This window comes from Kitasatospora sp. NPDC041988 (assembly GCF_055588525.1).
On record NZ_JBVJCO010000009.1, the window covers coordinates 60,104 to 79,340 of the forward strand.

11 protein-coding genes are annotated in these 19,237 nt (G+C 76.1%); 6 read left to right on the forward strand and 5 right to left on the reverse strand.

The features are described from left to right. Positions 1-103 precede the first annotated feature (103 nt). From ACZ6NC_RS11725 to ACZ6NC_RS11750, 6 genes are all read left to right on the forward strand, one after another. Positions 104-964 carry a DUF4132 domain-containing protein gene (locus tag ACZ6NC_RS11725; protein WP_465731470.1) on the forward strand — a complete coding sequence of 287 codons (861 nt, stop codon included), beginning with the start codon at positions 104-106 and terminating at the stop codon, positions 962-964. Further along, complete coding sequence (locus tag ACZ6NC_RS11730; protein ID WP_465731472.1) at positions 961-6,150, forward strand: hypothetical protein; 5,190 nt, start codon at positions 961-963, stop codon at positions 6,148-6,150. The genes ACZ6NC_RS11725 and ACZ6NC_RS11730 overlap by 4 nt, the downstream gene beginning before the upstream one ends. Then, the gene (locus tag ACZ6NC_RS11735; RefSeq protein ID WP_465731474.1) at positions 6,147-7,358 is read left to right on the forward strand and encodes an ATP-binding protein; all 1,212 of its coding nucleotides are present in this window, start codon (positions 6,147-6,149) and stop codon (positions 7,356-7,358) included. The genes ACZ6NC_RS11730 and ACZ6NC_RS11735 overlap by 4 nt, the downstream gene beginning before the upstream one ends. A 4-nt stretch (positions 7,359-7,362) precedes the next feature. Then, positions 7,363-11,133, forward strand: a complete 3,771-nt coding sequence (locus ACZ6NC_RS11740; RefSeq protein ID WP_465731476.1) for a vWA domain-containing protein — start codon at positions 7,363-7,365, stop codon at positions 11,131-11,133. After that, positions 11,130-13,205 (forward strand): hypothetical protein, encoded by a 2,076-nt coding sequence (locus ACZ6NC_RS11745; protein ID WP_465731478.1) that lies wholly within the window; start codon positions 11,130-11,132, stop codon positions 13,203-13,205. The genes ACZ6NC_RS11740 and ACZ6NC_RS11745 overlap by 4 nt, the downstream gene beginning before the upstream one ends. Before the next feature lie 123 nt (positions 13,206-13,328). Then, entirely contained in the window at positions 13,329-13,796 is a 468-nt protein-coding gene (locus tag ACZ6NC_RS11750; protein ID WP_465731480.1) for a MarR family winged helix-turn-helix transcriptional regulator, read from the forward strand. Positions 13,797-13,850: 54 nt separating this feature from the next. Here the strand turns inward: ACZ6NC_RS11750 and ACZ6NC_RS11755 are convergent, their stop codons facing one another. The 5 genes from ACZ6NC_RS11755 to ACZ6NC_RS11775 form a co-directional block, all read right to left on the reverse strand. After that, positions 13,851-14,423, reverse strand: a complete 573-nt coding sequence (locus ACZ6NC_RS11755; RefSeq protein WP_465731482.1) for a GTP-binding protein — start codon at positions 14,421-14,423, stop codon at positions 13,851-13,853. Between the two features lie 56 nt (positions 14,424-14,479). Next, the gene (locus tag ACZ6NC_RS11760; protein ID WP_465731484.1) at positions 14,480-14,860 is read right to left on the reverse strand and encodes a DUF742 domain-containing protein; all 381 of its coding nucleotides are present in this window, start codon (positions 14,858-14,860) and stop codon (positions 14,480-14,482) included. After that, on the reverse strand, positions 14,857-15,288 hold the full coding sequence (locus tag ACZ6NC_RS11765) for a roadblock/LC7 domain-containing protein (RefSeq protein WP_465731486.1): 432 nt from the start codon (positions 15,286-15,288) through the stop codon (positions 14,857-14,859). Before ACZ6NC_RS11765 ends, ACZ6NC_RS11760 begins: the two co-directional genes overlap by 4 nt. After that, positions 15,288-17,435, reverse strand: coding sequence for a sensor histidine kinase (locus ACZ6NC_RS11770; RefSeq protein WP_465731488.1), 2,148 nt, complete (start codon positions 17,433-17,435; stop codon positions 15,288-15,290). The genes ACZ6NC_RS11765 and ACZ6NC_RS11770 overlap by 1 nt, the downstream gene beginning before the upstream one ends. A gap of 436 nt (positions 17,436-17,871) precedes the next feature. Continuing rightward, on the reverse strand, positions 17,872-19,152 hold the full coding sequence (locus ACZ6NC_RS11775) for an acyl-CoA dehydrogenase family protein (RefSeq protein WP_465731738.1): 1,281 nt from the start codon (positions 19,150-19,152) through the stop codon (positions 17,872-17,874). Between the last annotated feature and the right edge of the window lie 85 nt (positions 19,153-19,237).

The following is a 19,237-nucleotide window of genomic DNA, read 5'->3' on the forward strand; positions in this document are numbered from 1 at the left end:
CGCCGCCGCACCGCCGATGACCCCGGCGAAGCGGCGGCGGACGCGTTGTCAGTGTGTCCCGTTACGTTCCTCCCATCACTGACCAGCTGGGAGGAGAGCGGCCGTGGCGTGGGTGGAAGCGGGAGCGGGCGGCTACCAAGTCGCGCTCGACGAGGAGGGCAAGGTGGTCTGCCGCAACGCGGCGGGCCGCCAATTGAAGGCCGTCCCGTCGAAGCTGAACGACGATCCGGTGGTCACCGGGCTCAGGCAGCTCACCGAGTGGCTGGCCGCGCACCGGCGGCGCTGCCTGGACGACGTCGAGCGGTGGATGGTGCGCTCGCTGCCGGTGCCCGCCGCCGTGATCACCGCCGTCTGGGCCGACGAGGCCTGGCAGGAGGTCCTGCGCGACCTGGTGGTCACCGGGGCGGACGGTTCGGTCGCCGGGTTCCTGCGCGGCGCAGACGCCGAGCGCGGGCTCGGCCTGGTCGACCTCGACGGGGACACGGTGCGCCTCACCGACGGCGAGATCCGGATACCCCACCCCGTCCTCCTGGACGACCTGGACGAGCTGCGCGAGTTCGCCGTCGAACTCGGCGTCGCCCAGCAGGTCCAGCAGCTGTACCGGGAGGTCTGGCACCGCCCGGCCGGCGCCGACGCGCCCGGCACGGAGGTCACCACGTACGCCGGCGGCCGCTACAAGGAGCTGCGCGAGCTGCTCGGCCGCTGTGCCCGGCTCGGCTACCGGGTGCGAGGCGGCCACGCCGTCCTGCCGGTCGTCGAGGGCGGTGTCGCACTGGAGGCCCGCGTCTGGGTCGGCGACTTCTACGACTACGACGAGTGTGAGACCGGCGCACTCAGCTGGACGGGCCCGGGCGGCAAGGTCCTGCCGCTCGCCCAGGTCGGGCCGGTCGCCTGGTCCGAGGGCATGCGGCTGGCTGCCGCGCTGCACGCCGGCCGCACGATCGAAGGGGAGGAAGCCGCATGAGCACCAGCGGAATGAACACCGGCCACACGGACACCGGCCACACGGACACCACCGGACTGAACGAGCGCCTGCTGGACGCCGGAGCGGTGCTCCCGGCCGGCACCCTGCCCGGCGCCGGGCAGCCCGACAGCCCCGCCGACGTGCTCACCGCCCGCAGCTACGCCCACCCGGCGCTCGACGGCCGCCGCATCGTCCGGCTCGTGCCCGGCGCGCTCGGCCCCGCCGAGGACTTGGCGGTCGAGTTCCTCGGCCTCGAACCCGCGGAGGCGCCGGCCGAGGTCGGCCAGGTCCGCCAGGAGGCGCTGGGCTTCCCGGCCTGGGCGCTGGTCCACGACCCGGCCAACGGGCACCACGCGCTCGCCCTGGTCAAGGAGATGGAGCGGCTCGCCCGGCAGGCCAAGTCCAAGCCCGGGCACGCCAAGGACGGCTTCGAGGCGCTCGCCGTGCGCCTCGGCCGCGCCGTGCCGCACTTCCTGCCCACCTACTGCGAGGAGGTCGGCCGGATCTTCCTCGAACAGGGCAACCAGACCTACGCCGGCACCTTCTTCGGCAAGGCCCGCGAGGCCGAGCGCACCCACAGCCTCACCGTGGACGAGGAGCGGCTGCGCGCCGTCTTCCTGGAGTTCGCGCTGGCCGGCGCGCTCACCGTCAAGGCGCTGCGGCAGTACGTCAGGGAGCTGAGCGGCCGGCTGGACCCGCTCACCGCCTGGCAGCGGTTCCGCCAGCTCTGCACCGAGCGCTCGGCGGCCGGCATGGCCCCGTACGCGGGCGTGGCCGAGGACGCCCGCGCCCTGATCCGGGCCGCCGGGCTGGATCGCACCGAGCACGAGCGGGCGCTCCTCGCCGAGCTGCTCGCCTCACCCGCCGTCAACCGGGCGCCCGGCGCCTTCTGGAAGTCCTGGCACGGCGCCGTCATCGACCTCGGCCGCAGCGACGGGACGGTCCGCGCCCGCCTGCTGGAGCTCCTGCCCGACCCGGCCGGCGCCGCCGACCAGAACGCCCAGGACGCCTCCTGGCTCGCCGTCCTCGCCGAGAGCGGCGCCGAACAGCAGCTCACCGGGCCGCGCACCGGGCCGCTGGACGGTGCCGGGCCCGTCGAGCCGGCCGCCGCCTGGCTGCAGCGCTGGCTGGGCCACATCGGCCGGGGCTGGCGCAGCCGGGGCCTCAGCACCGAGACCGTCGCACTCGCCGGGCGGATGGCGGGGCGGCTTCGCGCGGACGACGTGCCGGTCGACCTCCTCGGCGGCCGCCGGAGCACCACCCTGATCGAGGTCCTCGACCTGCTGCTCGCCGAGGGCGTCCCGGTCGCCGACCCCGCCGACGGCCTCGCCCTCGACCTGGGCGCCTGGGTCGCCCAGTCCGGCCCCGGCAGCCGCACGCTCGCCGCGCTCGCCGCCGACCCCCGGTTCCGGCCCGCGCTGCGCGCCGCCGTCCCCGGTGCCTGGGACGCCGCCGTGGCGAAGCAGGTGCCTGCCCTCCCGGTGCTGCGCGAGCTGTTCGTCGAGTGGTCCGACGCGCGCGCCGACGAACTCCTCGCCGCCCGCGGCCTGGCGAGCGCCGCCGACCTGTTGCGCGAGCTGCGGACCAGCCGGTCCGCCATCCGCGCCGAGAACCCGGCCGCCGCCGAGCGGATCGCCGGCCTCGACGTCGCCGGCCTGCTCGCCCGCACCCTGCGGGCCGGCATCTTCGACGAACTCGGCTGGCCCGCCCTCGAAGAGGCGCTCCTCAGGCTCGGTGTCGAACGGGGCGAGGCGCCCGGCGGCACGGCCGGCAACCACCTCCCCGAGGGCCTGTACGCGGAGGACGCCTGGCCGCACCTCGTCCTGGCCCGCAAGAACCAGGTCGTGGTGGCCGGCCCGCAGGGCATCCTGCTGGAGCACACCCTGCGCATCCCCGACAAGCTGGAGCAGTGGCAGCGGCCCCGGCTCCGCTACGTCGACGGCGAACTGCTGGTCGCCTGGTACCGGGAGGGCAAGCAGCACGCCTACTGGTCCGGCCGCCCCGCCGAGACCTTCCTCCTCGGCGGCGAAACCGTCGTCCGCTACTACGGCGGCAACCAGGAGCCCGACGCCCCGTCCCTCCCGCTGCCGGGCGGCGGGCGGACCACCGGCGAGCGCCCGCTGCACGCCGGCGACACCCGGATGCCCGGCGAGCATCCGGTGATCGGCGACGGCACCGGCCACTGGACGGTCCGCCACGGCCAGGGCGGCGGCTTCCTCACCGAGCTGGACCCGGCCACCGGCACCCTCGGCCGCGCCGCCGAGCCGCCCCGGATCGCCGCCACCGCGGCCGCCGGCCGGCTCGACGTGCACCGCACCCGGCTGCTGCCGATGCAGCCCGGGCTGGAGTCCACCCCGCTGGGCACCGACGGCGCCGCGCTCGGCAGCTGGGTCCGGGTCGACGCGGGCCGAGTCACCACCGGTACCGCCGACGGCACCACCCTCGTCCTGTCCGGGGGCGGCAGCCACGCCCAGCGCTTCCCGGTCGGCCGGCTCGCCCTGCCCGGCGGCGCCCGCCCGCTGGTCGTCGAGCAGCGCGGCGGCAGCCTCGCTCTCGCCCTGCCCGACGCCGACGGTGCCCACGCCGACCGCACCCAGGCGGACGGTGCCCACGCGAACGGTGCCCACGCGGACGGCATCCGGGTGGACGGAACCACCGGCACCACCGCCGACCTGGGCGTCTGCCGGGCCGGCGGGCTCGATGCCGCCGGCACCGGGTTCGTCCCGCCGCTCGTCCACTGGCACGCCCTGACGCCGCGCGACGAGGAGGGCTCGCTCGTCCTGCGCGCCGTCACCGACGAGCAGGCCGCCCGGCTGATCGACGCCGCCTGGCCGGTGGACACCGCGCCGGTCGCCGCGGAGGAGCAGCGCTGGCTCACCGTCCAGGGCGAGCGGCGCCTGCTCGCCAACGGCAAGAAGTCCCGCAGCAGGGTGCCCGTCGCGGCGGTCGGCGAGGCGCTGCCCGGCATCGCCCACCCGCTGCTGCGCGCCGGCGTCGCCGGGCTCGCCCGGGCCGCCGCCGACCTGCTCGACCGGGTCGCCCGGTTCGTCCCGCAGCCCGAGGCCGAGGCGCGCCCCAAGGCCGGCACCGCCCGCCGAAGCGCCGCTCACCGGCCCGAGCACGGCCGCGACGACGACCTGCGCGATGCCGTCGGCGTCCTGCTCCCCGACCTCGGCGGCTTCGGCCGGTCCTGGGGGGAGGACGGCCAGTGGCGGGTCGTCAACAACCTGCGCACCGTCACCGCCGTCCTCGCCGACCCGCCCGCCGTGCCCGAGGGCACCGAGGGCTGGTCCGCCCCGCTGAAGGTGGAACTGCAAGGCGACGACAACCACCACGGCTGGCTCCACCTGCTCGGCCGGCTCGGGACCCTCGCCTACGCCGCGGCCGCCCCGCTCACCGGAAGCGCCGAGCGGTCCGCGCTCGCCCTGCTGCTCACCGAACTCACCCGCGGCCCGCTCGCCGACCGCGGCGCCACCCTGCGCGAGATCACCCTCACCGAACCGCTCAACGACTCGACCAAGAACCACAAGCACGAGAAGCGCACCGGCCAGGTGCTACGGCACGGCGACCGCACCGTGATCGTCCTGGGCTGCCGTCACCACCGCGGCGACCGGGTGCACTGGCTCGCCGTCGACCACGACCCGAGCGGCGCCTTCGGCCCGGTCGCCCAGTTCGCCACCGTGGAGGAGCGCAACACCGAGGAGACCCTCACCGCCGACTGGACGGCCCGGTTCACCGCCCTGCTCGCCCTGCACGGCGGCTTCGCCCACCAGGCCGGCCACGCCGCCGACTTCGCCGGGCGGACGGGCATCGGCACCACCCGCGCCACCCTGCTGCTCAACCCCACCGACAACCTCTTCCAGTGGTACGGCAACGTGTTCCCGGCCGACCGGCTCAAGGAGTACGGCCTCAAGTCCGGCGAGGCCAGGGCCGCCCGCGACTGGCTCCGCGACCGGGGCCGGACCGGCCTCGCCGACGTCTGGGCCGCCCTGCTGCCCGCCGATCCGAAGAGCCTCTGGACGGAGGGCCCCGACACCGTCGCCGGCGCAGCCCGCTGGACGGAGCGGTTCGGAAAGCTCGTCACCCTGCCCGAGGAGGCCCAGGCCACCGTCAGCGGCGCCGGCATCGGCCACATCGAGGCGGTGCTCAACCCCGCCAGGACGGCCTGGCTCAGCCGCACCACCGGCTTCCGGGTGCGCGCCGACGAGGCCGGCGACGTCCGCCTCCGCCCCGACGACCCCGCCGCCCTGCCCGGTACCAACACGCTCAGCGGCACCGTCGACGCGCTCCGCTGGCTGGCCTACCACCTGCCCGCCGACAGCCCGCTGCGCCCGCTGCTGCCGCAGGCCGTCACCGCACTGCGGGCCAGGCTCGCCGACCCCGGCCTGCTGCTGGACTACGACCTCCATCGCACCGTCAAGGGCCAGAAGCTGGCGTCCGTCCTGCGCACCCGGTACGGCCTGCCGGCCGAGGGCGGCGCCGACGCCGACGGTCTGGTCCGCTGCGGAGACGGGCTCGTCCTGGCCCCCGGCCACGGCGACGACGAGCACATCTGGCTGCGCCCGGCCGGGCTCACCGGCGCCGACGACCCGCTGCTGGAGCTGCTCGACGGGCTCTCCGACAGCTACTGGTTCGGCGGTGAGCGGCGCGCACTTCAGGTGATCCTGAGCGGCGAGCTGGAGCGCCTGGTGGCGCTGCCGCAGTCCGGGCCCGAGGGCGGGGCGGTGACCGGCTGGGCGCAGGACCCGCAGCTCGGCGCGCCCGACCTGGTCGCCGAGGCGGCCAAGGCGCACGGCCTAGGCGAGGACGCCGCCGCGCTCTACCTCCAACTGCTCGCCCTGCCCGACCCGACCGACCGCAACGTCGCCCGGTGGACCGGCTGGAAGCCCGCCCGGCTGAAGCGGGCGCGCGCCGAACTCGCCGCCACCGGCCTGGTGCTGGAGGCCAAGCGGGCCCGGGCCGGCCGTAGCCTCTTCCTGCCCGGCGGCTGGCAGGAGGCCAAGGCCCCCGGCCTGCCGGCGGAGACCTGGAAGGCCGGGCTGTACGAACTGCCCACCCACCACGCCGTCCTGCCGCACCTGTCCGTCCCGGAGCTGTTCGCCCGGGCCTGGCAGCGGATCGGCGACGGGGACACCCCCGGCTACGAAGAGCTCCGGACCAGCAACCGCAGGAAGGCCCGTCGATGACCGAGACCACCGAGACAGCGACCGCTCCCGCTCGCGAGACCGGGACGGCGAGCGCGACCACCACGACGACCACGACCGCGGCGGCGGCCCCGACACGGCAGATCGTTCCGCCGGAGGAGAAGTACGCCGCCGAACTGGAGTTCCTGGCGGCGCACGACTCCGGCCCCCGCCCGCCGGGCTGGCGGCTCACCCCGCGCGCCGTCGTCACCTTCGTGATGGGCAGCGACGGCGAGAAGCTCAAGGCCGGGCGGAAGAGCCTCGCCATCGAGCAGAAGTTCGTCGGCGAGCGGGCGTTGGTCGAGCGCTGCGTCGTCACCCTCGCCGGCGAGCGCGGCCTGCTGCTCGTCGGCGAGCCCGGCACCGCCAAGTCGATGCTCTCCGAACTGCTCGCCGCCGCCGTCTGCGGCACCAGCGCGCTCACCGTCCAGGGCACCGCCGGCACCACCGAGGACCAGCTCAAGTACGGGTGGAACTACGCCCTGCTGCTCGCCAAGGGCCCGAGCCGGGAGGCCCTGGTGCCCTCGCCGGTGCTCACCGCGATGACCGCCGGCGCGGTCGCCCGGGTCGAGGAGGTCACCCGCTGCCTGCCCGAGGTCCAGGACGCCCTGGTCTCGCTGCTCTCCGAACGGCGCATCGCCGTCCCCGAGTTGGCCGGCAGCCCGGACGGCCAGCTGCATGCCGCGGCCGGCTTCACCCTGATCGCCACCGCCAACCTGCGGGACAAGGGCGTCAGCGAGATGTCCGCCGCCCTCAAGCGGCGGTTCAACTTCGAGACGGTCGGCCCGATCGGCAGCCTCGCCGCCGAGGTGGAGCTGGTCCGCCGCCAGTCCACCGTCGCCGTCGCCCGCGCCGGCGCCCCGTACGCGGTGGACGACGCCGTGCTGGAGGCGCTCGTCACCGCCTTCCGCGACCTGCGCACCGGCCGCTCCACCGAGGGGTGGGACGTCGAACGCCCGTCCACCGTGATGAGCACCGCCGAGGCCGTCTCGGTGGCCACCGCCCTCGGCGTCTCCGCCGCCTACCTGCCCGACGGCGGCGACCTGCTCGGGCGGCTGCCCGGCCAGCTGATCGGCGTCGTCCGCAAGGACGACCCGACGGACGCCGCCCGCCTGCTCGGCTACTGGGACGGCCCCGTCCGCCGCCGCGCCGAACAGGGCGCCGGCACCTGGCGCACCCTCTGGGACCTTCGCTCGGCACTGGAGGCGTGAGGCGATGACGACGAGCAGCGCGGTCCAGGCCCTCGGGGCGGACCTCGACGACCCCCGCCGGGCGCCGGCAGACCCGCGCGGGGTGGTGGAGGCGGAGGCGGCACGGCTGGCCGCCTCGGGCACCGGCACACCCGGGCCGTACCTGATCGGGGTCCGGCACCACGCGCCGTCGCTCAGCGCGGTCGTGCCCGCGCTGCTCGACGCCGCCCGGCCCGAGGTGGTGCTGGTCGAGCTGCCCGCCGAGTTCCAGCCCTGGCTGGGGTGGCTGGCCGACGAGTCCACCCGGGCGCCGGTCGCCCTCGCCGCCGCCCCGGGCGGGGCCGGGAGCGGCGCGGCGGAGGGGGCGGGTGACGGCGCGTCCGGGCTCGCCTTCTACCCGTTCGCCGACTTCTCCCCGGAGCTGGCCGCGCTGCGGTGGGCCAAGCGCAACGGCGTGGCGGCGGTCGCCTGCGACCTGCCGCTCGCCCACCGCGGCCAGGGCCGCACCGTCCCCGCCGTCCCCGCCGGGAGCCCGGCCGACTGGTCTGGCGCCCGCCCAGGGGTCGCGGACGCGCTGCGCCGGCGGCTCACCGGGCGCGACGACGACGAGGACCTCTGGGACCGCCTGGTCGAGACCGCCGCCCCCGGCTCCACCCCGGAGGCCGTCCGGCGCGCCGCCCTGCTGGTCGGCTGGGCCATGCGCCGTGACGCCGCCGACAGCGCCGGTGTCGACCCGTACGACCTGCGGCGCGAGGCCTGGATGCGGGCGCGCATCCAGGACGCCGCAGCCGGCGGGCGCCGGGTCGCCGCCGTGGTCGGCGCGTTCCACGCGCCCGCCTTGCTCGACCCGTCGGACGGCACGGAGGCCGATCCGCAACCCGTACCGGACGGCGGCCCCGTCGTCTCGTTGATCCCCTACACCTACCCCCTGCTCGACGCCCGCTCCGGCTACCCGGCCGGCATCCGCGACCCCGAGTGGCAGCACACCGTCCTGGACGCCGGCGGTGACCCGGGGCGCCTCGCCGACGCGCTCACCCACACCGCCGTCCGGATCTGCGAGGCCCTGCGCACCCAGGACCACCCCTCCGGCCCGGCCGACGCCCGCGAGATCGTCCGCCTCACCGGCGACCTCGCCCGCCTGCGCGGACTCGCCGCCCCCGGTCGCGGCGAACTCGTCGAAGCCGTGCAGACCGTCCTCGCCCAGGGCGAGCCACTCGGTCGAGGCCGCGCCGTCGCCCGCGCCCTGGAACGCGTCCTGGTCGGCACCCGCACCGGCCGTGCAGCCCCCGACGCCCCCCGCAGCGGCCTCGCCCCCGCCGTGGAGTCACTCCTCGCCGGACTCGGCCTCCCCGGCCCCGGCGACACCGCCGAGGCGGGCCCGCGAGAACTCCGCCTCGACCCGCTGCGCTCACCCCTCGACCGCCGCCGCGAACTGCTGCTCCACCGCCTCGCCGCCTGCGCCGTCCCGTACGCCGAACCGGTCGCCTCCACCGGCGCCGGCGGCACCGAGACCCTGGGCACCCGCTGGCGCGTCCAGTGGACCCCGGCCACCGCGGCGATGCTCACGGTCGCCGGCACCCGCGGCGTCACCCCGGCCCAGGCCGCGGAAGGCGCCCTGCGGGAACGCCTGCGCCGCGAGGAGCAGGCCGACGGCCCGACCGCCCGCGAAGTCCTCACCGGCCTCGCCGAAGCCGCCGCCTGCGGCCTTCCCGCCCTCGCCGACACCCGCCTCACCCAGCTCACCACCGTCGTGCCCCGGACCGCCACCCTCCCCGAACTCCTCGACGCCCTCGCTCTCCTCGACCGTCTCACCGCCGGCCACATCCCCGGCCTCGCCCCGGATCCGTCGGGTGGGGAAGGGGAGGCGGAGGCCGGTGCCGCCGCGCCCGGCCGCGCGTCCGGGCGCGGGGAGGCCGCCGAACTGCCGGCGTCCGCAGGGGAGGTGCTGACCGCCGCGGCGGTGCGCCAGCTGGAGGGGCTGGGTGGCTCCGACGACCCGGCCGACGCCCGTGCACTGGTGGAGTTGGCGCGTCGGGCCGACCGGTCGGGTGGGCTGCGGCTCGGCCGTGCGTTGGCCGAACTCGCCGACGGCGGAAGCCCGTTGGTCCGCGGCGCGGCGGGCGCGGTGCGGGTGCTGCTCGGCCAGGACGGCCCGGCGGCGTTCGGCGGGCGGGCGGCCTCGTGGGTCGACGGTGCCACCGGCCCCGACAGCCGGCACACTCTCGGGCGCTCGCTGGTCGGGTTGCTGACGGCGGCCGAGGGGCTCTTCGACACGGCGCCCGAGGTGCTGGAGCCGGTGCTGGAGCGGGTGACCACGCTGTCCGACACCGGGTTCCTGGACCGGCTGCCCGCGTTGCGCGGCGGCTTCGACACCCTCAGCCCGGCCGCCCGCGACCGGCTGCTGACCCTGGTCGAGGAGCGGCTCGGCACCCGGCTGCGCGCGCTGCCCGACACAGTCGCGCCCGCACTGCTCGCCGGCTGGGCCCGCGCAGACCTGGCGGCCCGCGCCGCCCTGGGCCGACGCGGTCTGCTCCCGGAGGCGTTCGCCGGCCCGCCGAGCCACCCGGCGCCGGCGGCCGCACCCACCCCCGCCGCACCCACCCCCGCCGCACCCACCCCCGCCACCTCCACCATCGTCCCGACCGCCCCCACCACCCACGCCCTCGCCCCCGCCGAGCGGTGGCGGCTGCTGCTCGGGCGGCCGGGCGGCGGTGGCTTCGGCGGACGCTCCGCCCGGCTGGCCACCGCGCTCGACGAGCTGTACGGCACCGGGCGAGGGGAGGGCTCCGGGTCCGGCCTGGACGGGCGGGGCGGTGCGGGCGGCAACCGGGGCGGTCGGGAGGCGCCGTATCCGGGGGTGCGGGAGTGGGGCGAGGAGTTGGCCGCGCTGTTCGGGCCGGGCATCCGGGAGGAGGTGCTGGCCGCGGCCGCGGCGCAGGGCCGTACGGATGCCCTGGAGGCGATCGACCCCGACGCTGTGCGTCCCTCCGTCGAGCTGCTCCGCACCGTGCTGGAGCACGCCGGCGGGCTCCCCGAGGCGCGGATCGCCGGCCTGCGGCCGCTGGTGCGACGGCTGGTGGACGAGCTGACGCGGGAGTTGGCGACGAGGCTGCGCCCGGCGCTGACCGGGATCAGTGTGCCGAGGCCCAGCCGCCGGCCGGGTGGCGGGCTGGACCTGGACCGGACGATCCGGGCCAACCTCGCCACCGCCCGCCCGGCGCGACCGGGGGACGCGGACGGCGGCGGCACGGTGATCGTGCCCGAGCGGCCCGTCTTCCGGACCAGGGCCCGCAAGGCGGCGGACTGGCGGCTGATCCTGGTCGTGGACGTCTCCGGGTCGATGGAGTCGTCCACGGTGTGGGCGGCGCTGACCGCCTCGATCCTGGCGGGGGTGCCGGCGCTCAGCACGCACTTCGTCGCGTTCTCCACCGAGGTCGTCGACCTGACCGAGCGGGTGCAGGACCCGCTCGGTCTGCTCCTGGAGGTCCGGATCGGCGGCGGCACGCACATCGCGGCCGGGCTGAAGTACGCGCGCGAGCTGGTGACGGTGCCCTCCCGCACGCTGGTCGCGGTGGTCAGCGACTTCGAGGAGGGCGGTCCGATCGGCGGGTTGCTGGCACAGACCCGGGCGCTGGTCGACTCCGGCTGCCATCTGCTCGGCTGCGCCGCGCTGGACGACACCGGGAAGGCGCGGTACTCGAAGGCGGTCGCGGGCCAGTTGGTCGCGGCCGGGATGCCGGTGGCGGCGCTCAGCCCGCTCGAACTGGCCCGTTGGGTGGGGGAGAAGGTCCGATGACGGTACCGATGGAAGCCGGCGCGCAGTGGCCGGCGGTGCGGCCCGAGGTGGTTGCCGAGGTGGTGGCCGGGCTGTCGGCGCGGCTGCAGAAGCGCTTGGACGGCGCGGCCGCCAAGCTGGCCGCGTGCCCGGCGCAGCGGTCCGGTGACGACTGGCGGATCGCGGTGGACGAGGAGACGGAGCTGGTCCTGCACGCGCCCGGCGGGGTGGTCGTCGACCAGTCCGGCGTGCGGTGCGGCTGCCTGTTGGCGCCCGCCTGCGTGCACCGGGCGGCAGCGGTCTCACTCTGCCCTCTCGCCGACGACGGTCAGGAGCCCGAGGCCGCGGCGGACACCACGACAGCCGACGCCACGACAGCCGACACCCCGGCAGTCGACACCACGGCAGCCGTAACCCCGGCTGCCGACACCGCAGCGGCGGACGGCCCGGGGGCCGCCGCCCCCGGACCCGGGCCGGACACGCCGCTGACCCCGGCCGAGCAGGCGGCCGTCCGCCACCTCCAGCGGGCCGCCTCCGCCGTCCTCGCGGCCGGGGTGGGCGGCGCGGGGGCCGTCCTGCAGGCGGAGCTGCTCCGGGCCGGGCACCGGGCTCGGCTCGCCGGGCTCCACCGGCCGGCCGCGGCGGCGGTCGCCGTGGTGACGCGGGTCCGCGCGGCACGCTCGGGCGAGCCGGACCACCGGCTCGCCGACCTGGTCGCAGCCGTGCGCGAGCTGCTCGAACTGACCGCGGCCCTGGGGAGCGGCCACGCCGGCACCGGCGGCGCCGCCGGAATCGCCGAGCTGCGCGGCACCGCCCGGCAGGCGTACGGGGCGGCGGGCGGGCTGCGGCTGTACGGGCTGTTCGCCGAGCCGGTGCTCACGGCCACCCACGCGGGCGTGCTCACCTGGGCGGTGGACGCCACCGGGCGGCTGAGCACCGTCGCGGAGATCATGCCGCACGCCGATGCGACGACCGCGGCCCCGCAGGCCGTCGGCGCCGGGAACCGCGCCGTCCGGCTGGGCGACGCGCTGCTCAGCCACCGCGAGTTCAGCCGCGCCGGACTGGCCGTCCAGGGGGCGACGCGGTCCGTCGGCGGGCGGCTCGGTGCGGGGGCCTCGGTGAAGGCGGTCCGCGCGGCGGGCGCGGCATGGACGGCGGAGCCGGTCGCCGGGCTCTGGGCCGAGCCGCCGGCCGCGCAGGTGGAGCGCGCCCTCTCGGCGGCGGCGTTGCCGTACGAGAGCCGGCCGGCCGGGAGCGACCTGCTGTTCCTGGACGTCACGCTGCTCGGCGCCGCCCCGTACGGGCCGACCGGCGTGCCGCAGCTGCTCGCCGGCTGCGACGGCCTGGTGGTCGCGCTCCGCGCGCCGCACGATCACCCGGGCCTGGCCTACCGGGGCAACCTGGCGCTGCTCGCCACCGCGCCGGGGCTGAGGCTGCGGGTGATCGGCCGGCTGGAACGGGCCGCCCGCCCGGAGCTGCGCCTGCTCGCCGTCGGTCCGGCCCCGAGCGGGCCGGGGCCGGACTCTGGGCAGGGGCCTGGGTCTGGGCCGGGGCCGCACGACCTGGCGGGCGTCCCGTCGCTGTCGCTGCCCGCCGACCGGGCGGGACGGGTCAACCTGGGCCTGGAGCGGCTGCAGACCGCCGATCTCACCCTCCCCGCGCCCCTCCGCGACCCGGGATCCCCCGCACCGGAATCCCCCGCACCAACAGCGACCCCCGACGCCGCCGAGGCCGCCGCCAACGCCCCCGTGCACCTGCTCACCCGCCGGGTCGAGCAGGCGGTGACCGGCGGCCGGCAGGCGCTCGCGCTCGGTTCGACGACGCCGGACGCCGACGGGGCACAGCTGGCGTCGGCGGGCCTGGCCACGGGGGCGGCGCTGCTGGGCGGGCTGCGGGCGGCGGCGGGGGACCAGCCGCGGGACGTGTTCGGCCGGGTGGTGGCGGACGACCACGGGGCGTTCACCGCCGCGTGGCTGGCGGCGGCCTGTTACGGCGAGGAGCTGGCCTCGGCGCTCTGCGCGGGCGGCTGGGCGCCGCAGGGGGAGGAGGTCGCGTCGGCACCCAGCGGAGAAAGTACTTGCACAGGCAGGTAAACCGCGCCGAATGGCATACTGGGTGGACGGGAGACGTTCGACCGGTCGTCACACCGTCGACCCGGGCCGGACACGGTACCGGGGCCGGCACCAGTGACGGGACCGGGAAGAGAAGGGCGAGCCATGGGTATCCACGACGATGCCGCCGAGATCCGCGCCGGCGGGTGGCGCACGCTCGCCGCGCTGCACGGGCTCATCGACGCGGCGCTGGAGAAGGCGTTGCAGGCCGAGCACCAGCTCTCGGTGGTCGAGTTCACCGTGCTGGACGCGCTCTCCCGGCAGGACGGCTGGCACATGCGGATGCAGCAGCTGGCCCGCGCCGCGGCGCTGAGCAGCAGCGCGACCACCCGCCTGGTGACCAGGCTGGAGGATCGCGGCCTGCTCAGCCGCTACCTGTGCGCGGACGACCGGCGCGGCATCTACACCGAGCTGACCCCGCAGGGCCGCGAGTTGCTCCAGGCCGCGCGCCCGGTGCACGACGCCACCCTGGAGGCGACGCTGGCGAAGGCCACCGAGATCCCGGAGCTGGCCCCGCTGGTGCACGCGCTGGACGAGCTGGAGCTCACCCCGGCCGCCCCGGCCACCGCCTGACCCCGGCCGGGACCGCCCGCACCGCCCGTACCGGCTTCACCGCCCGTACCGGCTTCACCGCCGCGAGGCGAGGGCGTCCCGGTGGACGCGGTCCAGCAGGGCGAGCAGCAGCTCCTTGCTGGAGGCACGCTCGCGGACGTCGCAGAGCACGACCGGCACGCCGGGGTCCAGGTCGAGGGCGAGCCGGACGTCCTCGGGGCTGCTGTCGCGCCGGCCGTGAAAGCAGTTGACGCCGATCGCGAACGGGATGCCGCGCTGCTCGAAGAAGTCCACGGCGGCGAAGCTGGACTCCAGCCGTCGGGTGTCGGCCAGCACGATCGCGCCGAGCGCACCCAGCGCCAGGTCGTCCCACATGAACCAGAAGCGGAACTGGCCGGGCGTGCCGAAGAGGTAGAGCACCAGCTCGTCGTGGATGGTGATCCGGCCGAAGTCCATCGCGACGGTGGTGGTGGACTTGTCCTGGACGCCGTCGAGGCTGTCGACCCCGATGCTGGCGCGGGTCATCCGCTCCTCGGTCTGCAGCGGTTCGATTTCGCTGACCGAGCCGACCATGGTGGTCTTGCCGACGCCGAAGCCGCCGGCGACGAGGATCTTGACCGCGCCCGGCACCAGGCTCTGGGTCGTCAATTCGGGTCTCCTGAAGGGGAACTGGAAGCGTTGACGCGAGCGGAGGCCTCCGCCGGTCAGAGCCGGCGGACGCCCTCGATCACGGCCTGGATCAGCGAGATGTCCGGCGCCTCGGCGAGCTGGACGGGCGCGCGGGTGAGGATCAGCCGGGCCTCGGCAAGGTCGTCCAGCAGCACCTTCACCACGCTCACCGGCAGGTCGAGGCCGGCCGCGATCTCGGCCACGGCCAGCGGGCGTTCGCGGCACAGGTCGATGATCGCGGCCGGTTCGGGGGCGAGCCGGGTGGTGTCGGTGCGCGGGTCGGCGGTGACCACCAGGGTGATCAGCGCGAAGCCGTCACGGACCGGGCCGGTGCGCCCGTTGGTGATGGCGTAGGGGCGGACGAGATGCCCGGCGTCCTTGTCGAAGAACCAGGCCTCCTCGGCGTCGGCGGTCACGCACCGCCGCCCACGCCGGCCTGGCCGGCGTCGCTGCGCGGCGCCGCGGTGAGGTACTGGCCGACCTGCTTGACCAGCATGTTGATCTCGTACGCCATCAGGCCGGCGTCGACCATTTCGCTGGTCAGCACGGCGAGCCGGGCGCCTTGGCCCGCGGTGGTGACGAACAGGAACAGCTGGTCCATCTCGATCACCGTCTGCCGGACCCGGCCGCCGTTGAAGCGGTGGCCGGCGCCGCGGGCGAGGCTCTGCAAGCCGGAAGCGACGGCGGAGAGGTGCTCGGCGTCGGCGCGGTCCAGGCCCTGGGAGAGGCCGACCAGCAGGCCGTCCTCGGAGAGGACGATGGCGTGCCGGGTCTCCGGGACCCGCGCCACCAGCTGGTCCAGCAGCCAGTTGAGGTCGCGCTGGGTGTCGGTGTGCTGCGTCATCACTGCTGTTCCTTAGCTGCGGAAGGTGCGGCCGGTGTGGGAGGTCCGGCCGGTGCGTCCGAGTCGGGGGCCGCCGCGCGGGCGGTTCGGGTGCCGCGCTGGATGGCGGCCATGGTGGCGCGGGAGCGCTGCGGTGTGGTGTCGTCGGTGGCGCCCGGGGCGGGGTAGCCCGCCGGACCGGCCACGGGGAGGCCCGGCGCACCGGCCGGACCACCGGTCGGACCACCCACCGGTGCACCTCCGTGGCCCCCCACCGGCATACTCGCCGAACCACGCGTCGGCCTGCCCGGGAGGGCGGCCGGCGGCTGGAGCACGGCGCCGGGGGCGTGGGCCTCGCGCAGCTGCTCGGCGAGGCTGGCGTTGCGTACCCGCTGCGGCAGGACGCGCGGGGTGCGCAGCTCGCCGTCCGGGTTGTGCTCCAAGGGGGCCTCCTGGGCGCGTTCGTGGATGGGCGCGGCGGAGTCGGCCGGGAGGCTTCCCGCCGGGCCGGCCCGCAGCTCGTCGCCGAAGCCACCGCCCGCGGGAGCACCCGTCGCGGCACCTGTGGCCGGCGGCTCGCCCGCCGGGCCGTCGTACGGCCGGGGCACCGTGGGCCGGGGGACGACCACGGCGCCGGGCAGCCCGGGGATCTGTGCGCCCACCGGCATGCCGCCGTTGGAGGGTTCGCCCTCGCCCCACGTGGCGCCGTCGCCGTACTGGGCGAGCAGTTCGCCGATGATCACACCGCTGTCGTTCCGGCCCCCCGAGGTCCCGAGGTTCCCGGGGTTCCCGGAGCCGACGGGCCCGACGGGGTCCACGTGGTCCCCCTGGGGCCCCTGGAGCCCGGCGCTCGTGCTCCCCGCGCCCGCACTGGGTCCCGCAGCCGAGGGCCCGCCGCCCAGCAGCCCGCTCAGCACCCCGGCGAGCGCGCCCGACAGCTCCTCGTCGATCTCGCCCAGCCCGCCGTCGACGGTCTGCTCCGGCACCGGCGTCCGGGTGACCCGGGCGCCGGCCGGCAGGCCGGGCACCCCGGCGGCCTGCTCCGCCTGCTCCAGCAGCGGCGACGGCACCAGCACCACGGCCCGCGTCCCGCCGTACGGGGAGGGGCGCAGGGTGACCTGGATGTCGTGCCGGGCGGCCAGCCGGGCCACCACGAAGAGGCCGAGCCGCAGGTCGTCGCCGAGCGCGGAGACGTCCAGCTCGGGCGGGTTGGCGAGGTAGTCGTTGAGCCGCTCGTACTCGTCCCCGCTCATGCCGAGGCCGCGGTCCTCGACCTCGACGGCGAGACCCTTGGGGACCTCCTGCGCGGAGACCTGCACCTGGGTGTAGGGCGGGGAGAAGGTGGTGCCGTTCTCGATCAGCTCGGCGACCAGGTGGATGACGTCGGCGACCGCCTGCCCGCTGAGCGAGGTGCGCGGCACGCCCTGGACGACGACCCGGGCGTAGTTCTCCGTCTCGGAGACGGCGCTGCGCAGCACGTTGACCACGGGCACGGCGTTGCGCCAGCGCCGGGCGGGCAGCGCACCGCCGAGGATGACCAGGTTCTCGGCGTTTCGCCGCATCCGGGTGGCCAGGTGGTCGACGGCGAACAGCTCGCGCAGCAGCTCGGGGTCCTCGTGCTCGCGCTCCAGCGCGTCCAGCATGCTGATCTGTCGGTGGATCAGGATCTGGGTGCGGCGGGCGATGTTGAGGAAGACCTTCTTCGTCCCCTCGCGGCCCTGCGCCTGGTGGACGATGGCGGCGATGGCGGCCTGCCGGACGGCGGCGAGGCCGTCGGCGGTCTGCTGGACCTCGTCGCCGACGCGCCGGGGAGGTGCCCAGGCGGGCGGCGCGGGCACGGACTCGCCGGCCTGGAGGCGGCCGACGACCTCGGGGATCTCCTGTTGGGCGAGCGCGAGGGTGTCGCCGCGCAGCCCGGAGAGCCGGGCGGCGAGCGTCCCGGCGAGCCGGACGCCGCGGATCAGGCTCCAGAGCAGGACGACGGCGACGACGGCGCTGACGGCCAACACGGTTGTGTGGTGTCCGGCGTCGCGCAGCAGGTAGGCGGCGTAGCCCCAGGCGGCGGCGAGGCCGAGACAGGGGACCAGCACGAGGGCGAGGAGCGAGCCGCGGAGAGAGCCGGACCGGCCGGCGCGGTGGCCCGTGCGGGGGGCCGATATGCCTGGCATCTGATTCCTTGTTGCTGGGCCGAACGGCGGGATCGCCGGTGTGTGCTCCGACCGGGCAGCGGGGGTGCCACGGCCGGCGGTGCCCGGAGGGGATGCCGGACGAAGTGACGGTGTGTCACTGTCCGGACGGGTGCAGCACGGCCGCCGACTGGAGGGCACGCTACCAGCCCCAGGTGCTTTCGCTGCAACATCAACTGACGATGTGTAAACGACAGATGACCTGGTCGTCCGCTGCCCGGCGCGGTTGCCGGAGGCGGATCCTCGCTGGTCGGGCGCCATGCCCGGAAGGGCCGACGGCTTTCCGGAGACCGAGGACCGGCCTCCGAAAAGTCGTCAGGAACAGGTCAAGTCTAGCGGCCGAGGAGGCGTTCGCCCAGACAGCGACTCCGGGCGACCCCGGGCGACCCCGGGTCCGCCCCCGTCCGCTTCAGACTGCCTAGACCGCCATCGGCAGGTGCAGCAGCGCCGCCTCGATGGACTGCCCGGCCTCGGCCTCGGCCTCCGCGGCGGACTCGCGCTCGCCCAGTTCGGTCCAGGCCCAGCCGGCCAGGTCGGACAGCTCCGCCGACCACTGCTTGCCGTACGTTCCGGCGGCGACCTGGCCGAGCCGCAGCCGCTGGACGTCCGAGGTGCCGGCCGGCGGGTAGACGTGGGTGGCGTCGCGCAGGTAGCGCTCGATCCGGAACTCGGCCTGCAGGCCCCGGGCGGCGTGGATCTCCATCGCGTTGCGCGCGGAGTCCAGCGCGTACTCGGTGTTGATGAGCTTGGCGTTCATCAGCTCGGCGTCGCAGGCCTTGCCGTGGTCGAGCAGGTGGGAGGCGTGGTAGGCGGCGAGCTTGGCGGTCATCAGGCGGGACTGCATCTCGCCCAGCTTGAGCGCGATGTTGGGCAGTTGGGAGAGCGGCTTGCCGTACAGCATCCGCCCCTCGGTGAACCGCACGGTGTCCTCGACGATCGCCACGTGGATGCCGAGGGCGACGGCGGCGAGGTTCAGCCGGCCGTACAGGGTGGAGGAGGAGTAGGCGACGTCCAGGCCCTGGCCCTCCCGGCCCAGCCGGTTGGCGACCGGGATCCGGCACTCCTCGAAGATGATCTCGCCGAAGCTGAAGCCGTGCAGGCCGCTCTGCGAGCCGGGGTCCCCGGTGCGGAAGCCGGGGCGGTCGCTCTCGACCAGGAACGCAGAGAGGCCCTTGCTGCCCTTGCCGGTGCGGAACACCACGCCGTGCACGTCGCCGATGTGCGAGTTGCCGACGAACCACTTGCGGCCGTTGAGCACGTACTCGTCGCCCTCGCGGTGCGCGGTGCCGCTCATGCCGAGCACGTGGCCGCCGGACTCGGGCTCGGTGACGCCGATGGTCGGCAGGGACTCGCCGGAGGCGAACAGCGGCAGCCACTTCCGGCGCTGGGCGTCGGAGCCGAAGTGGATGACCTTGGCGACGCCGAGCTGCGAGGCCTGCGCCATGGCGCCCATCGCGCCGCTGACCCGGGCGAGTTCCTCGACGATGACCGTCTTGGCGAGGTGGCCGAGCCCCATCCCGCCGAACTTCTGCGGGATGGTGACGCCGATCCAGCCGCGGCGGGCGATCTCCCGGGAAAGCTCGAACTCGACCTGGCGGTCGGCCTCCATCCGGGCGACCTGCGGGCGCACCTCCTTCTCCGCGAACTCACGTACCTCCGCGCGAAGGCTCTCGTGTCGCTCGTCGGTGAAGTAGTCCATCGCCATGCTGGGTCCTCTCGGGTTCGGGGGGTGGTCGTGCCTCCGTCCATACAGCCGATCCGCGCCGGCCGCCCGAGGGTGGGGA